17 protein-coding genes and 1 pseudogene are annotated in these 17,314 nt (G+C 42.2%); 6 read left to right on the top strand and 12 right to left on the bottom strand.

All coding sequences use genetic code 11. The features are described from left to right. Positions 1-710 precede the first annotated feature (710 nt). The 4 genes and pseudogenes from ACFG4S_RS07700 to ACFG4S_RS07685 all read right to left on the bottom strand — a co-directional run. Positions 711-4,097 (bottom strand): beta-ketoacyl synthase N-terminal-like domain-containing protein, encoded by a 3,387-nt coding sequence (locus ACFG4S_RS07700; RefSeq protein WP_392534233.1) that lies wholly within the window; start codon positions 4,095-4,097, stop codon positions 711-713. A gap of 204 nt (positions 4,098-4,301) precedes the next feature. Beyond that, the gene (locus tag ACFG4S_RS07695) at positions 4,302-5,654 is read right to left on the bottom strand and encodes a cytochrome P450 (RefSeq protein ID WP_392534232.1); all 1,353 of its coding nucleotides are present in this window, start codon (positions 5,652-5,654) and stop codon (positions 4,302-4,304) included. Between the two features lie 203 nt (positions 5,655-5,857). Further along, positions 5,858-6,592 (bottom strand): hypothetical protein, encoded by a 735-nt coding sequence (locus ACFG4S_RS07690; protein ID WP_392534231.1) that lies wholly within the window; start codon positions 6,590-6,592, stop codon positions 5,858-5,860. 52 nt (positions 6,593-6,644) lie between these two features. Further along, positions 6,645-6,936, bottom strand: a pseudogene (locus ACFG4S_RS07685) (transposase); the annotation flags it as partial. Between the two features lie 259 nt (positions 6,937-7,195). On the opposite strand from ACFG4S_RS07685, the gene ACFG4S_RS07680 reads away from it, so the two are divergent. Further along, entirely contained in the window at positions 7,196-8,221 is a 1,026-nt protein-coding gene (locus ACFG4S_RS07680) for an amidohydrolase family protein (RefSeq protein ID WP_392534230.1), read from the top strand. A 690-nt stretch (positions 8,222-8,911) separates the two neighbouring features. Here ACFG4S_RS07680 and ACFG4S_RS07675 read toward each other — a convergent pair. The 6 genes from ACFG4S_RS07675 to ACFG4S_RS07650 form a co-directional block, all read right to left on the bottom strand. Next, the gene (locus tag ACFG4S_RS07675) at positions 8,912-10,471 is read right to left on the bottom strand and encodes a class I adenylate-forming enzyme family protein (RefSeq protein ID WP_392534229.1); all 1,560 of its coding nucleotides are present in this window, start codon (positions 10,469-10,471) and stop codon (positions 8,912-8,914) included. A gap of 170 nt (positions 10,472-10,641) precedes the next feature. Continuing rightward, positions 10,642-10,932 (bottom strand): hypothetical protein, encoded by a 291-nt coding sequence (locus ACFG4S_RS07670; protein ID WP_392534228.1) that lies wholly within the window; start codon positions 10,930-10,932, stop codon positions 10,642-10,644. Next, positions 10,914-11,195: an HNH endonuclease signature motif containing protein gene (locus tag ACFG4S_RS07665; protein ID WP_392534227.1), complete on the bottom strand. Its 282-nt coding sequence runs from the start codon at positions 11,193-11,195 to the stop codon at positions 10,914-10,916. Before ACFG4S_RS07665 ends, ACFG4S_RS07670 begins: the two co-directional genes overlap by 19 nt. Before the next feature lie 82 nt (positions 11,196-11,277). Further along, the gene (locus ACFG4S_RS07660; protein WP_392534226.1) at positions 11,278-11,523 is read right to left on the bottom strand and encodes a hypothetical protein; all 246 of its coding nucleotides are present in this window, start codon (positions 11,521-11,523) and stop codon (positions 11,278-11,280) included. A gap of 28 nt (positions 11,524-11,551) precedes the next feature. Further along, positions 11,552-12,346, bottom strand: coding sequence for a peroxiredoxin-like family protein (locus tag ACFG4S_RS07655; RefSeq protein ID WP_392534225.1), 795 nt, complete (start codon positions 12,344-12,346; stop codon positions 11,552-11,554). 32 nt (positions 12,347-12,378) lie between these two features. Then, complete coding sequence (locus tag ACFG4S_RS07650) at positions 12,379-13,026, bottom strand: hypothetical protein (protein WP_392534224.1); 648 nt, start codon at positions 13,024-13,026, stop codon at positions 12,379-12,381. A gap of 192 nt (positions 13,027-13,218) precedes the next feature. Between ACFG4S_RS07650 and ACFG4S_RS07645 the strand changes: the two genes are divergently transcribed. The 5 genes from ACFG4S_RS07645 (at position 13,219) to ACFG4S_RS07625 (ending at position 16,015) form a co-directional block, all read left to right on the top strand. Then, entirely contained in the window at positions 13,219-14,028 is an 810-nt protein-coding gene (locus ACFG4S_RS07645) for a hypothetical protein (protein WP_392534223.1), read from the top strand. A gap of 113 nt (positions 14,029-14,141) precedes the next feature. After that, the gene (locus tag ACFG4S_RS07640; RefSeq protein WP_392534222.1) at positions 14,142-14,465 is read left to right on the top strand and encodes a hypothetical protein; all 324 of its coding nucleotides are present in this window, start codon (positions 14,142-14,144) and stop codon (positions 14,463-14,465) included. After that, the gene (locus tag ACFG4S_RS07635) at positions 14,458-14,658 is read left to right on the top strand and encodes a hypothetical protein (RefSeq protein ID WP_392534221.1); all 201 of its coding nucleotides are present in this window, start codon (positions 14,458-14,460) and stop codon (positions 14,656-14,658) included. The genes ACFG4S_RS07640 and ACFG4S_RS07635 overlap by 8 nt, the downstream gene beginning before the upstream one ends. A gap of 24 nt (positions 14,659-14,682) precedes the next feature. Further along, positions 14,683-15,060 (top strand): hypothetical protein, encoded by a 378-nt coding sequence (locus tag ACFG4S_RS07630; RefSeq protein WP_392534220.1) that lies wholly within the window; start codon positions 14,683-14,685, stop codon positions 15,058-15,060. Positions 15,061-15,196: 136 nt separating this feature from the next. After that, a complete protein-coding gene (locus ACFG4S_RS07625; RefSeq protein ID WP_392534219.1) occupies positions 15,197-16,015 on the top strand; it encodes a hypothetical protein in 819 nt (272 codons plus the stop codon). A gap of 28 nt (positions 16,016-16,043) precedes the next feature. Here the strand turns inward: ACFG4S_RS07625 and ACFG4S_RS07620 are convergent, their stop codons facing one another. Then, complete coding sequence (locus ACFG4S_RS07620) at positions 16,044-16,481, bottom strand: transposase (protein ID WP_392534218.1); 438 nt, start codon at positions 16,479-16,481, stop codon at positions 16,044-16,046. 598 nt (positions 16,482-17,079) lie between these two features. Then, positions 17,080-17,247: a hypothetical protein gene (locus ACFG4S_RS07615; RefSeq protein WP_392534217.1), complete on the bottom strand. Its 168-nt coding sequence runs from the start codon at positions 17,245-17,247 to the stop codon at positions 17,080-17,082. Positions 17,248-17,314 lie beyond the last annotated feature (67 nt).

Raw genomic sequence — 17,314 nt, 5'->3', positions numbered from 1 at the left:
GTTTCTCTGTTGATTGAGCAAAAAAGACATCTGGTGAAATTAAATATGCGTTGTCCAGAACTTTTGTAGAGACGTAGCAGTGTTACTTCTCTACATTTTACTCATCTATTTAAAGTATAAACAAGTACAATAAGCTGTAAGTGGATGCCTAAGCGAGGAAGTCACCCTCCTCACTCACCCAGAAGCTACTACTGTCTTGCTGCTTGAGTGCCGCATCGCTAGATTGCCAATTAATTAAAAACTTTATACCTCATTACTTCACTACTATGTATTCTCAACTTTTGATAAACGCCACTCAGTTGAACACGTTCTGGTGGTTGATGGAAGATTGCACAGCATCTTTGCACTGCCGCTTGATATTCACACCATTGCTTACGAGTCGTGATGCGTAAAGCCCCCGTCATTTATGCGGGGGATATAAATTTATTTGTCCGTCAAGGTTCTGATTAATTCTCTGAGAATATCATTTAAGCTATTGATTCGAGATAAACCTTCAACCTCTTAGCAATGAAACAATCAGACCAATAACTCAATACCTTAGCCAAAATAAGAGCCTTGATAATTTTTGGCAAAACTGGCAAAAATAAGCATACATAAGCCTTTCTATGAAAAGGTACAAAGCATAGCATCGATGCACAATATTTTGACAGGGCTGAACATTTTATGCTTTTCAAGTACCTTATGCATTGGGTACTTGATTTGTTTAACCCTTAATGACGTCGATCTATTAATTCTGTTGACTTACTGATGAGGTTAGCTAACTGAATAATATTAAGGTCAAAGATATCAACCGCAGCAGGTATTTTAATACCTAGGCGTCGTTCTACTCGGTCTTTTAATTCGAGAGTAGCTATAGACTCCATTCCCAGTTGAGTCAGTGTTTTATCTACTAGCACTTGTGCTGGATTAATACCAAGTAACTTCGCAATTTCACCTTGCAGGTAGTCCCTCAAGAGATAAGCAGAGTCACCGTTAGCTACCTTAATCTGCTGCATCAAGTCAGATGATGAAGATAGTATAGGTACATCACTGGTTGATGCTGCACTTTGAGGTAAAACAAAATTTTGAACTGTGGGAGCAACTGACTCGACGATTGGCTCTGTCCCTTTAACCTCTGGCTGCTTGTTTAAATTCTCAGATGAGGATAATCCAAGCTCTTGTTGCCCTAAAATCCAATCGAAAAGTTGTTGGCGCTGCTGTTCTACGAGGGTAAAAAGCTCTACTCGCTGTTGCTGTGATATCTGAATTAACTGGGATATTTGTGATGAAGAAGTTGGTGACTTTTGACCAATATGTTCCAGCACTTCTCCTTTTTCCTGAGTGGAAAAAGGAGGTTGGATGTCAGATGGTTGAGAAGTCGCCTGAAGCTTGTGAGATATAGCCTTCGAGGAATCACCCTTTCCTGTTTCCAGCCAATAGCGCTGGCGTTGAAAAGGATAAGTTGGCAGGACTAAACGGCGACGCTGATAGTCTTGCTCAAAACCTGCCCAATCTATCTTCACCCCCTGTACATATAACTGACTCAAACTATCGAGCAGTTGCTCCCAGTCAGATTGTTTTGAATACAAGCTAGGCAGCCAGACACCAAACCCTTCACTGAGGCAGTTACGACCCATTCCTAAAAGAACAGGCTTCGGGCCACATTCAAGAAACACTTGATATCCCAAATTATGCAATGTTTCTATTCCTGTAGCAAAGTCAACAGGGGAGAGGATATGTTCGCACCAATATTCAGGAGTAGCAATTTCGGCTCCTACTATCCTTCCTGTAATATTAGAAATTAGCTCGATTTGGGGGAGCGAGTAGCTGACTTGACGCGCTACTTGCTCGAATTTGGATAACATTGGCTCCATTAAAGGTGAGTGAAAAGCATGTGAAACCTTTAACCGGGTTGTCTTTACGCCTTTGGCTTCTAAGAAGCTAGCGACTGCTAAAACCGCTTTTTCTTGCCCAGAAATGACGATACTTTGAGGACCATTGAGAGCTGAGATTGTTACATCTTTTTGGCTAGAACACTCTGAAATGGCAGATTCAACTTGTTCTTGCCCAGCCATTAAAGAAACCATCGCACCACCAGAAGGCAACTGTTGCATTAATCTGCCACGAGCAGCCAGCAGCTTTAAGCTATCTTCGAGGGAGAAAACCCCCGCGGCCCAGGCAGCTACGTATTCCCCAACGCTGTGACCCATTACCACACCAGGTTTGATTCCCCAAGATTGCCATAGGCAGTAGAGTGCATACTCAATTGAGAATAAAGCTGGTTGAGTGTAAGCTGTTTGATGCAGCAAGCTCTCTCTACCTTCTTGGTTTTCTAGTTGGTTGTCCTTTGATTGAGGATACAGAACCTCTAACAAAGGCACATCTAGTTCCGATCGCAAAATTTCATCGCATTGTTGCAGTGCTTTGCGGAAAATCGGCTCTGAGGAGTAGAGTTCGTATCCCATACCCACTGATTGAGAACCCTGACCAGTGAATAGAAAAGCAATTTTTGGAGGTTCTTTAGTCACCTGACCGCTAAAGACCCCGGTCGATTCTTGTTTATTTAAGAAAGCAACTAGCTTTGTTTCAATTTCCTGGATGGATTTTCCTGTAACCGCAAGACGATGCTTGAATTGCGATCGGATGTTAGCACTAAAGCAGATATTACCTAAATCTTGCTGACGATTTGCTCTGAGATATCGACGATACCTCTGTGAAAGTTGTTCGAGTGCTGTGGGTGTTTTTGCTGAGAGCGTCAATATATGCTGTGGGCGTTCTTCTTTCTCCACTAATACTGGTTCGATCTCTGGTGCTTGTTCTACTACCAGGCATGCGAGGGTACCGTGGATGCCAAAGTTATACATTGCGGCAATTTTGCCTTGTTTCTGCTTCCAGGGCACGACTTCAGTTGGAACTTCAATTTGAGCTTTTTGCCAATCGATGCAGGGATTGAGTTGCTCAATATTGATCTGAGGGGGAATTTCGCCGTGCTGGAGAACTAAAACTAACTTAATCAGGGCAATAATACCGCTACAAGCTTCGTCGTGTGCAGTATAAGCTTTGAATGCACCAATCGGAAGCGGTAACTCACGATCGCCATCTTCGCCAAAAACTTCAGCAAGTGCGGTTAATTCCGCAACATCTCCCGCTGCTGTTCCACTACCATGAGCCTCAAAATATCCTACCTCTCGAGGCTTAATCCCAGATTGAGCCAATACTCGGCGCAGTACAGTGACTTGACCTTTTCTATCCGGAGTTGCATAACTGGTGTTGCGCCCGCTCTGGATGAGGCTACTGCCTCGGATAACAGCCAAGACATTATCCCCGTCTGCCAGAGCATCAGACAAGCGCTTCAGCAGAACTACTCCACAACCTTCTCCTCTGATATAACCATCAACGGAGGCATCAAAAGGTCTCATGACTTTGCTGGTTGGGGTTAAAAACTTATTCTTAGCATCTAACTTTTTGTTCTCTGGTGAAAGGAGTAGATGGACTGCCCCAGCCAAGGCCATTTCGCATTCTCCCTGACGCAAACTGGTACAGGCTTGGTGAATGGCAATGGCAGAAGATGAACAAGCCGCACTGATAGCGAAGGCAGGACCTGTCAAACCAAAGGCATGAGAAACTCGCCCAGAAAGCGAAAATGACCTCGGACCGACAGCATAGAACATTAGAGAGTCTTCATTTTCTTCCTGATGTTGACGCAATAGTTCGTAATAATCTTGTTCGAGAAAACCAACAAAGACTCCAATTGGATTTTCCGCTTGGGCGTTAGGAGCGTGTCCTGCTCTTTCAAGAGCTTCCCAGCATACTTCCATAAACAACCGATGCTGAGGGTCAATTGTTATTGCTTCGCGTGGAGAGATGTTAAAAAACTCTGCATCAAATTGTTCAATATGGTTCAGGTAGCGGATGTTGTCTCTATAGGTTTTTCCTGGAACATAATTTGGATTGTATGAAGTAATCAGTTCATACCGCTCTTTTGGAATTTCGATGTCAACAGCAACTTTTGAATTCAGTAATTGCCAAAAAGCTTCAGGGCTGTCAACTCCACCCGGAAGCCGACAACTCATACCAATAATGGCAATTGGCTCATTTTCCTTGTAGCAATCATTCATACAATTTTCCTCTTAGTTTATGTTCAGTAACTCGGTGGCGAATCGCGGTTATACCATTTGGGATTTTGGACTTCGGCTACGCTCAGTCGAACGATTTGAGATTTGAGATTGTGAATAGGACTCTTGTTCTAGCAGTACTCGTTTGAGTACCTTACCCATAGAGTTTTTAGGAAGAGATTCTACAAACTGAATCTCGCGTGGTACTTAAATACTTTCATGTAAATGTAACTGAACTGGAACGCCTTGTTTTGAGCGCAGTGTAAGAGTTGCCCACAGTATGAGATTAAAATCTGATACTAGTTTCAGATGGTATTTTTGAGCAATAGTTGCAACGATCAACACCATTTCTATTTTTGCCAAACTCTTAGCGATACAAATACGTGAGCCATTACCAAATGGAAAATAGACTCCTGTCGGCAACCGCTTTTCCAAACCATTAGCCCAGCGATGGGGATTAAACATATCTGGCTCTTCAAAGTAACGTGGATGTCGATGCATTATCCAAGGACTCATTACAACTGTGCATCCTGTCGGTACTTTGTAACCGTCAATTTCGTAATCTTGAGTAGCTATAAGAGGCATAACTGCGATCGGTGGATAAAGACGCATTGCCTCCTTAATTATCGAATCGGTGTAACATAAATGGGGTAAATCTATAACTGAAGGACATCGGCCACCCAATACCTCGTTTAACTCCGTCAGTAACTTGCTTTGTACTTCTGGATGTAGCGATATCAGCAGAAAAGCCCAAGATAAAACCACAGCTACCGCTTCTTGTCCTGCAAAGAGTAAAGACACAACTTCATCTCGAAGTTGCTTATCATTCATTTGACTATTATCATCTTCATCACGAACGTGCATCAGCATCGAGAGTAGATCGCCTGGATATTCACCACTTTCCCTGCGCCGTTCAATCAGGGAATAAATATATCGATCCATCTCTTGAAGAATACGCTCGTAACGTAAGTTATTCGTTGTTGACTGCTTTTCTAGGTCATTAATTCCTTCTTGGGGTGGGTTCTCGAACAATCTTGTAGATACACCTAAAATGTAAGCTATGTCTTGAGCTTCTTGCTCACTTAGCTCCTGATTGAAGATTACTTTCCAGATAATGTCCAAAGTAAGGTGTATCATGTCTGGCTGAAGATTGCGAATTTCGCCATCTTGCCAAGTATCAAGCAAGCGTTCAGTATAGGTTACTATAGTGTCGCCAAAGTTGGTAATACGCTTATGATAGAGAACTGGTTGAGTAATGCGTCGTTGATGAAACCAGGATTCTCCTTCCTTGATAAATATCCCTTCACCAAGTAGACCTTGTAAGGCAGTACGCACATGCGGACTTCTAATAAACAAAGTCCGATCCTTTGATACTTGGTCGATATAGGCGGGGCAATTGAGTAATAAAGATGGATTTGTACCGATTTGTAGCGGCACAATATCTCCATATTCAAGAGAGCATTTGGCTAAAAAATCTAATTTCTCTTCGTTCAAATTAGCTAAGGTATCAACTACAGATGTTCCTCTTGGACCAGTTAATGTAAATACATCTTGATTCATGCTCTTTGTATTATTTAAACATTTTTGATAATTATTAAGAGCCTTTATGCGATCGGCTCATAAAGTGCCAATGTGCCAATGCAAGTAAATGTAATAGCGAGAGCTATTGCTGCTGCTTCCATCACATAACAGCAGAATCTAGTTTGTTGCATCATAGAGTATATGACCATAAGTGTTCCACTAGTAGCCAATTGAGTCACAGGCTAATTAACTGGTGTCGTGACTGATGCCAATACTAGGGGTTGTATTTGATCGTTGCTAAATCCGTTCGCATCAATTCCAAATATAAATTGATAACAATCCTTGTTAAAGTTTGTTATGTATGAACGCATTTTTTCTGTTTGTCCAAATGCTTGTGCTTTGATCCAAGCTTCTGATTTCAGGACTTCGTATGAGGACAGATCAAAAATGGCTAAAAATTTTGGTGTTTCTCCAACAATAGCTTCAGCTTCAAACCTGCGTATACGTAAACAACCCGGTACTTGTACAAGCGATAAAGCATGTTTGTTGTTGTACCAGTCATTAAACTCATCTTCACCTTCCCTGGCAATATCCATTTTCGTCATCAAAATAAACCGGATTAGTTTTTGTGGTTCGTCTCCCAGCGATAGAGTTTTTCGGTATACATTACGTATTCCATCCGAGTTTTCCGATTCATTAAATTTTCTCTTTATGCGTCTTGACCAAGGCGTTGGGTTGGCAAGAATATTTTGAAAATTTTTATCAAAAAACGCATCTAGTGTTTCCAGATCGTATAATGCTAAATACCATGTGTCAGTACCAATAGATTTATAACGATGACCATTAATAAAACCACTTTGACTCGTAATTTGTTGAAGATGTTCAGTATTATACCACTCGTTAAATTCCTCATCGATTTCAATAGGGGGTTTGAGCCAAACAGCTAGAATTCCATCACTTTTGGTGTTCAAAGTCATAATTTTATCCTTTAAATAAATATAAAATAAATATTGTCAATTCTAATCAGGGTTAGCGCGTCTCAAACACTATTGCAGATGGATTTGAGGACAGTGCTGAGTTTCGGAGAGCCTCTGCCAACACAGAAATCATATACCGATCATTCATTGCGGCTCGCCAAGACTTTTGGCGAATACTGCGGTGGAAAGATGATTATAGCTCTAAGACATTGAGGGCAATGCTACGTAACAAAGCAAAATTCTGGGGGCTGTGCAAATAACGAATCCGACATTCATCCTCATTAAAAATAACATCTAATGTCCATCTAATGAACAGAATTTTCTATTACACAATGCTGTCGAATAGTCTTACTAATTTTATTAGCATCATTAATTTGAAAATACAAGCTTACTTTCATAATTTATTGTATTTTTACTGAATTTAAACTAGATTTATATTTTTGATAACTGATATTTAATAATTAATAATTACTTCTTAACTTTCTTGCTTAAGCCGATACCATATCCTGACATTGGGCTTCTAGATTTGCCACTGACACCCGACAAATTGTTGTAGGGTTTTCGACTCAAAAGGCTTGAATTGTCACTTGGAGAAACCAGCGAATGTCAAACCAAACCAGTGGACGGATCGACGTGCATCATCACTTCCTACCAAAGTTTTATGTGGAGGCTTTGAAGCAGGTGGGGCTATCACCGCCAGACGGGATGAGTTTTATCCCAGAGTGGAGCGAAACTAAAGTCCTTGCCATGCTCGATCAGCTAGGGATCGGAACGGCTTTTTTATCGATCTCCTCTCCGGGTGTTCACTTCGGCGATGACGATGCAGCTAGAAGCTTAGCGCGGCGGACGAACCAGGAAGCCGCTCGTCTTACCAAAGCCCATCCGGGACGGTTCGGATTCTTTGCCATCACGCCCTTACCCGACGTTGAAGGCGCACTCGAAGAAATTCGATACGCATTCGATATGCTAGAGGCTGATGGCGTTGTGTTTCAATCTAACTTCAGGGGTACTTATCTTGGAGACGATCTGCTGATTCCAATTTACGAAGAATTGAACAAGCGTCGTGCTGTTATCTTTCTGCACCCGACTGGATCAAACTGCCAGTGTTCAGCTTCAACCAGTACCGGAGAGCATCCACGCGATATAGCTCTCGGCTATCCAGTGCCGCTGATTGAATTTATCTTCGAGACCACACGCACGATTACGCATATGATGCTTTCGGGGACATTAGCACGCTATCCTAATCTTCGTGTTATCGTCCCTCATGCTGGTGCTGCGCTCCCTGTGCTGGCGGGTCGCATCGAACGCATCATAAAGGCAGGTGCGCCTGTAGGTAAAGATGCCCCACAGGATATTCGCGTGGCACTTCGAGCATTGCATTACGATCTCGCGGGTGTGCCTGTCCCCGAAGCGTTAAGTGTTCTGCTGCAAATTGCCGATCCTAAAAAGCTGCACTACGGAAGTGACTATCCTTTTACGCCGCTTCAAGAGTGCGAACAACTGCTTAAACAACTGAACGAAACACCACTTTTAAGTAGTGAACTCCGGGAAGCCGCGATGACTGCTAACGCCTACAGCTTGTTTTCTCAACGACTGAGTGTTTCTATTCCCCGTCCCCAGCATGGATGAGTTAGGACTTACCCATTGACAAAAAACATCCTGAGAAACTGGCTTGAATTCTTATACTTTTGTTTTATAAGCCATTGACAGACAATGGCTGAATTTGACCTGCTTGTGTTACCCAAAAAGCCCAGTTTTTGAACCACGCCGATTTCTGTCTAGTTCCAGAGTACTGATCCATATTTCTATGTATACACATGGTAGGAGGGTTAATTTTTTTAGGTTCTTGGCAACTTTTGGTGATCTTGGTTGGGGAAGGCAGAGGGCAGTCCCAATGAAACAAGTTTCATAGTCAAGCATGAAAATGCGATGTGAGACTAATCTATATAGATACTCATCAAAGGAGCATTTTCATGTCAGAAGGAAGAGGAAGGAAAAATTCCTACAATTGAAGCTCTGCTTGGATTATAGAACATCTGCATCACTTGAAAGCCTTCTTGCAATCGCAAGAGTGAAGTCACAAATCCCACGCCCGGATAAGAAAACGTTTTAAAACCTTCTGCCTCCTGCCTTTTGCCTCCTGCCTTCTGCCTTAAAGCGCGTAACCTTTCATCATCACCAAAATCTGACAAGAACCCATATCATGAGTTAAAATCTCATTTTTTGTTTCAAATCACAAATTGGCTCATTTTTCTGATACCAATCTTTCATACAACTTTCCTCTTAGTTTATGTTTAGTAACTAGATGGTGAATCGCGGTTATACCATTTGGGATTTTGGACTTCGGCTACGCTCAGTCGAACGATTTGAGATTTTGGACTGTGAAGAGGACTCTTGTTCTGGCAGTAATCGTTTGAGTACTTTACCCATAGAGTTTTTAGGAAGAGATTCTACAAACTCAATCTCGCGTGGTACTTTGTAGGATGCCATCTTCTCCAAACAAAAGGCAGTCATTTCTTCTGTTGAAGTTGCATAACCCGATCTCAAGACAATCTGAACTCGGACGCTTTCACCTGTAGTCGGATCGGGAACAGCATAAACCGCACTTTCTACTACACCTGGATATTGAGCTATCACTTTTTCAACTTCTGCTGGGTATACCTTAAGTCCATCGACGTTAATCGTCTCTTTCAACCGACCGGTCAAGTAAATATAACCGTCTTCATCCCTGCATCCCAGGTCTGTGGTGTGATACCAACCATCTTGAAGCACCTGCGCTGTTTGAACCGAGCGATTCCAGTAACCGAGCATAACCATCGGACTACGCACGACAATCTCGCCGACTTCACCGGGTTCTAGCTCCTCTCCTTCTAAACTAATGATTTTAGTCTCGACATTCTTGACCGGAGTTCCCACTGAGCCGGGTTTAAAAAGTGAACCATTATTTGAACTGGCTATAGTTAAGGTTTCCGTTGAACCATACTCTGAGTAAATGACACGACCATATCTTTGCTGCCACTCCTGAACTACTTCTATTGGTATGGGAGCGCCGCCACTAAAGTAGCGTATCCCAACCATCTCGTTTTGGGGAGGATTGAGTTCCAGTAATTGGCAGTAAACAGTTGGGGCACCAAAAAAAATCGTGATGTTGTGAGTTGCAATCGCTTTGAGGATGCGTTCGGGATCGAAACGGCGTTGCAGAACCAGGGTTGCTCCAGCCGCGAAACATCCGTTGAGAATCACGCATTGGGCAAAGCAATGAGATAATGGAAGATAAAGTAAGAGGCGATCGCTCCCTCTAATTGGACGATAAGTACTCGAAGTATAGGCTTCAGCAATTAAATTGGCATGAGATAAAGTCACCCCTTTGGGTGTGCCAGTTGTTCCCGAAGTAAAAAGTATAGCTGCTGGTGCATCTGCTGACATTATTACTGCATCTGCTTGGGCAGAAACACCAGAAATTAATTGAGTTAAACTTTCTTGAATATTGACTTCATCTCCGACAATGAGAATATGTTCCAAAGCAGGTAGTTCTTCATCGGGCACTTGCTCTTGAAGTTCTGTGGTTGCAATCAGAGCTTTGGCCGTACACTCGTTGAGCAAGCATTTGATTTCATTGCGCTTCAACTTGGCATCAATCGATACTACCACTGCTCCCATTTTGAGGATTCCGAGGTAGGAGATGATCCATTCTGGGATGTTGGGTAAAAACAAAGCTACGCGATCGCCTGGTTTAATACCCAATTGACGTAGCCCTTTCGATACTTGGTTAGCTAGTTCATCAAGTTGTTTATAGCTCAATAAGCAGTTCTCACAAATCAAAGCAGTCTGATCTGGAAAATAACGATGACCTTTCTCTACATTTTCCGAGACATTCATATCTTTTCTAAATCCCATAAACTATTAGGAATTCGATTTTTCATCTCGTCTAATTTGTTTATATCAGTGAATGATTTGCCTTCAAGAGTGAGAGGAGTCAGGACAAACGTATCTAAGACCTGAACTCCTTTGACAAAACAGGTTTAAGCAGCACTTTCGCTGAAACCTGACTAAAAGCTCGCTCTAATTTTGTCAACGGCTTGCACAATCTGACCACCCACCGAAATATCATGAGCAATCAGAGCAATGTGCTGGTCAAGGAATTGGTCGTCATCATTCCAAATGTAGGGATGATTGGGTGAAGGCGGTTTTCCAACCACATTTCGCACAGCCATATACAATTCTTGAGTTGCAGGTGATAAACACTCAGTAGCATTGTAATGACCTGCAATAGCATAAGTTCTCAAATCGACAGCTTGAACTCCAAATATCAGCGCCAATGCTAAATATTGTTGAAACATAATTTGACAGTTACACGCCCAATTGCTGTTAGAGGTTTAATCACACCACCTTCTACCTCAAACAAAAAATGATCAGCCCAATCATCAATTCTTGGATTATAAAGTCTCACCATATCACCTGATTCTGGGTCAATTGAAGCAATATCACTACCTTTAGCCTGATTACAGAATGAACACGACAGGGCTAAATTTTCTAACACCGTTGCACCATTATGTTTTTCAGCAATAACATGATCAATCTGATCAGTGGCTAAAACCAACATTTCTGGAATTAGACAATACTCACAACATCCCTGAGCGCGTTCAACACAATTTGCCGTAAATTGCTAGGAATATAAGTTTTACTCATGCACTTTGTTGTAACTTGAGCAGAGTTTGAGCTTTAGCAAGACGTACTAAATGCTCAATAAACTCATAATGTTGCCACAGACAGCGATCACTTTCATCTAAACCTTGAGTACGATTTTTGTCTAAGAGAGAATCAATTTCAGCTTGAACCGTAGGCGAAAGACGGAGAGCTAAAATTTCTTGAGGAGATGGCAAATGAGCTAAAAACTCCAAAATTTCAGTCAGTTCAGAAAAACCTGACAATTCTCTAACAGCCACCCTTGCCGATTAATTACTTATACAAAAAAGATAAGGGATTGCTCATATTTTCAGCAAAACCAAGAATCCCGCGATCGCGATGTTCGTAAATTAACTGACCTTGGGAATCAAATAGAAAAGTGCCTCCCCGTTGTGTCAAATAAGATGAATCTGGTACATAAATATTCCAGTTTCTCAAAACTTCAGTCATGTTTCGCAGGCGCAGGGTTGCTAATTCAAATGGGCGCTGAAAACCTTTTCCTCCAGCCGCTTTGAAAAACGAACCTTTTATTGCGGGTATTGGTGTACCCTTGATAACTTCCTCATCAGCAATTAATTGAGGTGCTTTTTTATCACCTTTGTAACCCCGAAAAACTTCCTTGAGAGTTCCAGGGCTACGAATTCCTGCACACATTAAGATTAAATTAAGCCAAGCTTTTTGTGAACTTGATAGCAAAGGAAATTGTATAGATAAGCCGCGATAAAGTCGTAAAAGCTCGTGAACTTCAGCCTTTGCATCCACAAATAACCATTCTTGAGGAAAGCCAGTATATTCGCAAAACTTGATCCCAGAATTGCGGTTTCCAATTCCAATAGCACGAATTGTGATTCCTCTGGCTTCAATCTCTTCAAATTCTCTTCGCAGCCACCAAGCGTATTCTAAATTATCAAAATCTCCCAACTGCGACCAAATAAGTACGAGCAACTTTGAAGTATTTGAGCAACCATCTAAAACGGGTTTAATCTCTCCATCACTAACTCGCAAGCGTTGAGTTTGACTCAAAATTGAGTAAATATCTGGAGAATTGGTGGGTGTTTCAGTATTCATGTACGTGAAGGCAACAGTCTTTAAATAAAATTTTAGATGGATTCGGACAGCAACCCTGACATATCTAATACTCGTCCTGACCAAATATTACATTGTTCTGACATTTCCCTCTGTTTACTATCATCAGACAAAATACTATTAAAAGTTAATCTCCATCGTGCCAGTTGAACTTGAATGCATACTTCTTGCTGTTCCCGAGGTTCAAGCTTTGTCATGGATCGGACTTGTCCTTCGCTGGTAGGCAAGATTTGTCGCTGCTCGGAGTTGACTATATCAGGATCATCTTCATTTTGCGTCCAATTTGGACACATTTTCATTAGGTTATCAAACACAGCCCAAGCTTCGATTAATCTATAAGGATGACGGCGCTCAAACCCAAACCTGTCCTTGCAATACTCCTGAAAAGTGCTGTGCATGGAACGATACAGCCTTCTATCCCTTAATTCTGCCAGTGCCTTACCCGCCTCAAAAACTGCTCTCTCCACACGCCGCTCTAGGTGAAGGCGATCGCGCTGTTCTTCGTCGCTTAACTCTTCAACCTCAACAGCGCTAACCGTAATTGTGGCTGAACCGGGATTTTCTTGAAGGGAGATATCCTCAAGGTCTTGGTCATCTGGTGGTGTGCTGTCCCTGGATGTGGCAGAGGTCGCTTTTTTGCGCTTAGAGGATGGTTTAGTCATTATTCCACCTCTTTTAGCTCAGTGGCATTTGCTCAAACTCGATTGCAGATAGATTTTGACTGCTATGAGTAGTTGCGTTGGGGCGTTCGCGTAGCGTCTTGAAGAGAAGTGATCGCCTTTTGTAATCAACCTCGCAATTAAGTGATCTATTTGGGAATCGCTCTTTGACCTTATATTCAAGGAATCTTCATTATGTCCCATCCAACCTACACACAGCAAGCCCTTTGCCGCTATAACCTTCCCTGCCTCAAAAGAATTGCCACTGAACTCGGCGTTACACCCATCGGGGACAAAAGAGCGACCCAAACCTGGGTAAACGCAATCATAGTCCACCAATCCACCCAGCTTCAGAAAGTTGATAACCAAGCCCTCGCCCAAGCCGAACTCGACCACTTCATAGCCGACCAAGCCCAAACCATAGCCCCCGAACCCCTCACAATAGTCGAAATCTCTTTTGACCATCACGAATATTACGCTGATGACAAACTAGTAGCCAGCATCAGCTATGACGACAACCACTTAACGCAACGCTGGGTAGTTATGGTCAACGATAAAGAAGTATTTCGTGCCAATACTCCAATGCGTTGCGATCGCTTCATTTGCACTCACTACAAAGATGGCTCATTACCTGTGCAGGAGAAAGAAACAACACCCACCACGACTAAAAACCAAATCATGGCGCATATCTTCAACGAGTGCCAGAATTACGGCTTTGAAATTCTCGATGATGGCATTTATACCCACGATACTGAAGACGGCAAACTACGCAAATTGGGTGAAGTTGGATGCACTGACGGTAACTGGTGGGTGAAGAGGCGTTATTCAGTCCAGCAGCAGTATTCTAACTCGGTCTATGATGCTGTGCGCTCATTGTCGATAGTGGACGTATCTACTGATGATAAATCCATTTTTGATGAATATTTTTTAGATCAGCCGTTAGAACAGCTAACTGGCGATAAATTGCAACGCCTGCTGGAGAGAACGGAGTTAGTCACAGCGTAATTCAATCAGTTATCAGTAAACAGTTAACAGTTATCAAGATTCGACACTGTTAACTGATAACTGGTAACTGCTCACTGATTATTTCCCTTCATTCACCAATCCCCATTAAATCAATGCAACCCATCTCAATCCCCCAACACTGGGACTACCCTCGCTTTGCTTTGGAGCAGCGCACAGAACAAGGCATCATCTTGGGACTTTATTACTATCCCTCTGGTACAGAACTGGCTGAACAATTTGATGATGGTTGGCGCTATGTACTGATGCCTAACAAGAATTCTGATGAAATATCGTACTTGAAAGAGGATCAAATCCAACCGCTCACGCCAGAAGAATTATTCCAGCAAATTACCGCAGAGATTGACTTTTATCAACAACAGATAAGCATTCTCAACCGACAGTTAACTGTATTAACTAAGGGTGCAAACAATGGCTAATTCTACAAATAGTTTTGACCGTAGGGCTAATTATCTGCTGCGTTTACTTCAACTTTGTGGTGGTTGTGTGCCTCTGCATCGGCTTCAGTTCCAATTCTCGGATTCAGTTATTCAAACTCTGCTGGATAAAGAACTGGTGCAAATACAGAACACGGGACGCGGCTTTTTGTTGGAGATTGCCGAGGATTTTTAGCTCTTAATCGAAGAGGAATAAATTATGAAAATTTACGCGAAAACCATTTCAGCTACTCTGCCAGATTGGGCAAGCGTCGTTAAACAAAATGCAGATTTGATTGAGATTGAAATTAACGATGAACACCCGAATTTTCAATCTTTGCTTGAAGAGTTAGAAACCGAGATTGAACCAGGAACATTCGGTGTTAAAGCAGAAGATTTATGTTCAAGGCTCGGCATAGAAATGTCTAATCCGCATCTCCAGCAGTTAGTTGAACAAGCCCAAACCCTGATAGCCGATATTGCTACGCACCCAGACTACAAACAACTCTTGGAAGAAGGGTATCAGCCAGATTTAAACATTGCCGATGCTCAAACTGCGTTGACTTATCTCCAATGGGAGTTAGAGCGAAATCGATAACCATCTGATTAATACAAAAGCGTTCACCTGAATAAGTGCCGCTTATTCAGATGAACGCACGGAAGTTTTTCTCCCGCTACAGAATTCCCATTATTGCACACGAAACACTAATCAATGAAACTTAACCGAGGTGAACATGGTTACTGAAATCAAACTAGGTTTATGCAACCCTCCTGAACCCATCTATTTATATGTCAATCAGGGTGAAGTAGATGGAGAATCTTTCGTTTGGTACAAGTTCAATATCAGCCAGGAGAAGAAAATCTCTGTTGCCCAGAGAGCATTAACTGGATATTTGTCTGAACTCCGTCTAACGACTAAAGAGTTTAAAGGCAAGGACAACTTGAAGCTGGATATTGTTGTCAGTGCCGATGAACTTTATGTTATCAGAACTGGTGTTGAAACCAATTTCACCAAAAGCTTTCTTTTAGCTGCCTCTTTAATCCAAGATTTTTCCAAACCACTGATTATCGTTGCGAATGCTGGTGACGAGAATACAGTTTTCTGTAATCTTTATGATGCCGCAAGTAAAAGCAAAATTGAAAGAGAATGGAACAAAAATGCTGATTGGGCAACTATCATTCGTGACATCCAATTTCGCTTAGGTGGGACTTCATCTACACCAAAACTTAGCGTAGTCCCTCAACCAGTACACTCTCAAGACTTGCGAGTTAAAAATATTCGCACCTTGCTTGATTATCCACTTGATTTGGTCAGAGAGTGGTTGCAATTTCAGGATGTTGACCGCCCAAGTCTACTTCATATTAGCAAGATTAATGAACTGGTAAAAACCATGTGTTTGGCTTGGGTAGCAGACAAGTGTGAATATCCCAATCATGCTGAGTCTTTGTATCAAAAGCAGGTTGTTGATGCTGTTGGTAATGGTGCTGATGAATTAACGGCAATCAACGCATGGATGCAACAGTTGGAAACAGCAAAGACTGGGGCAGTGTAAATCAGAAGCCAGAAGTCATACCAATTCTTTATGAAGCTGCGCTAAATAAGGCTTCAAGGATAAAGTCGTAAGAAGTGAGAGAGGCAATCATTTCAGGTGTAATTTCTTTGAGAACATCAGTTAAATTGTGCTTTAGTTGTGTGAGAGTTTTACAATTTTCCCATTGGAGTTTAGATTTGAGAAATTCCCAAAAGCGCTCAATGGGGTTAAGTTCAGGAGAGTGGGGAGGTTGAAAAATCGGGATAATATTATCTGGAAAATCGAGAGCTTTGGCTTTGTAAAAAGATCCTTGGTCGAACTGGATAACCGCGATATCATCACCCAGATCAGCAGACAGCAAATCCAAAAAGTGTTGAAAACAACTACCATTCAGGTAGGGGAACTCATAGAAAAAGCTGTATCCACTTAGGGGTTCTACGACTCCGTATAAATAAAAATTTTCACGTTGCCATTGGCTTAAACCCACAGGTTTAACTCCTCTAGTAGTCTACCAACCCAAAAATGCGCTTGTGAGGACTGGGGAAAGGGGAAAGGGAAAAGGGTAAGAGATTTAAACCCTTTCCCCCTGCCCCTTATCCCCACTTCGTGGGGGCCCCACCTTCCCCCTTACCCTTTACCCCGCAAAGTTGACTTGACAGACTACTAGAACAATTGTGCAACAGACTACTACTGTTTGTAATGAAGATGGTTATTACACCGTAGCACCTTCTCCTACTTACATCTACAACCTTTATCCCATCTATGTGTCGCCCTATCCTACTTATGGCATCAACTTCGGATTTGGAAGAGGGTTCCACGGATGGGGCCACCATCGGAGATGGTAGGGGTGGGGAATTTTGTCAAAGAAAGTTTCTAGGCTGTAGGATATTTTGTATGAACCTTCAAAAGTGACGAGAGAAAATTGGAGAGTATATCTGAAATCAGAAAAAAAAGATATTCAGATAGACCAGATGAAAGTATTTCTTGCTTTTCTAGTGGATAACCATATTTGTACAATCGGCGCGGTTGTTTTCCTTTGGCGATCGCTGGGAATTATACCAATTTGTAATTCGTAGTTAAGAAAGCTAGACTATATCTGGATTTGGGGTTTGAATATATTGCCTCCAAACGCAGATGCGTTCGCGTAGCGTCTCCAAGAGAAGCAGCTTGTCGTCAGACATTGCCGTAGGAGAAATATCAAAGGCGGTTACTTCAAACCCCAGACTAGCTAAAGCTTGTGCATCGTCTCCCAAGCCACAACTGATGATTAATGCCTTTTGCCTAGAACCGAACGGTTGATGATTCGTTAACCCATTTTGT

It is taken from the genome of Nostoc sp. C117, assembly GCF_043099735.1.
GTDB lineage: Bacteria > Cyanobacteriota > Cyanobacteriia > Cyanobacteriales > Nostocaceae > Nostoc.
This window is presented reverse-complemented; position numbering and strand designations above follow the sequence as displayed.

Excerpts from the sequence above, each read along its gene's own strand:
- ACFG4S_RS07650 (WP_392534224.1), bottom strand. The coding sequence starts at position 13,026 with ATGACTAAACCATCCTCTAAGCGCAAAAAAGCGACCTCTGCCACATCC.
- ACFG4S_RS07690 (WP_392534231.1), bottom strand. The coding sequence starts at position 6,592 with ATGACTTTGAACACCAAAAGTGATGGAATTCTAGCTGTTTGGCTCAAA.
- ACFG4S_RS07625 (WP_392534219.1), top strand. The coding sequence starts at position 15,197 with ATGGTTACTGAAATCAAACTAGGTTTATGCAACCCTCCTGAACCCATC.
- ACFG4S_RS07645 (WP_392534223.1), top strand. The coding sequence starts at position 13,219 with ATGTCCCATCCAACCTACACACAGCAAGCCCTTTGCCGCTATAACCTT.
- ACFG4S_RS07630 (WP_392534220.1), top strand. The coding sequence starts at position 14,683 with ATGAAAATTTACGCGAAAACCATTTCAGCTACTCTGCCAGATTGGGCA.
- ACFG4S_RS07640 (WP_392534222.1), top strand. The coding sequence starts at position 14,142 with ATGCAACCCATCTCAATCCCCCAACACTGGGACTACCCTCGCTTTGCT.
- ACFG4S_RS07675 (WP_392534229.1), bottom strand. The coding sequence starts at position 10,471 with ATGAATGTCTCGGAAAATGTAGAGAAAGGTCATCGTTATTTTCCAGAT.
- ACFG4S_RS07670 (WP_392534228.1), bottom strand. The coding sequence starts at position 10,932 with ATGTTTCAACAATATTTAGCATTGGCGCTGATATTTGGAGTTCAAGCT.
- ACFG4S_RS07680 (WP_392534230.1), top strand. The coding sequence starts at position 7,196 with ATGTCAAACCAAACCAGTGGACGGATCGACGTGCATCATCACTTCCTA.
- ACFG4S_RS07695 (WP_392534232.1), bottom strand. The coding sequence starts at position 5,654 with ATGAATCAAGATGTATTTACATTAACTGGTCCAAGAGGAACATCTGTA.
- ACFG4S_RS07635 (WP_392534221.1), top strand. The coding sequence starts at position 14,458 with ATGGCTAATTCTACAAATAGTTTTGACCGTAGGGCTAATTATCTGCTG.
- ACFG4S_RS07655 (WP_392534225.1), bottom strand. The coding sequence starts at position 12,346 with ATGAATACTGAAACACCCACCAATTCTCCAGATATTTACTCAATTTTG.
- ACFG4S_RS07700 (WP_392534233.1), bottom strand. The coding sequence starts at position 4,097 with ATGAATGATTGCTACAAGGAAAATGAGCCAATTGCCATTATTGGTATG.
- ACFG4S_RS07665 (WP_392534227.1), bottom strand. The coding sequence starts at position 11,195 with ATGTTGGTTTTAGCCACTGATCAGATTGATCATGTTATTGCTGAAAAA.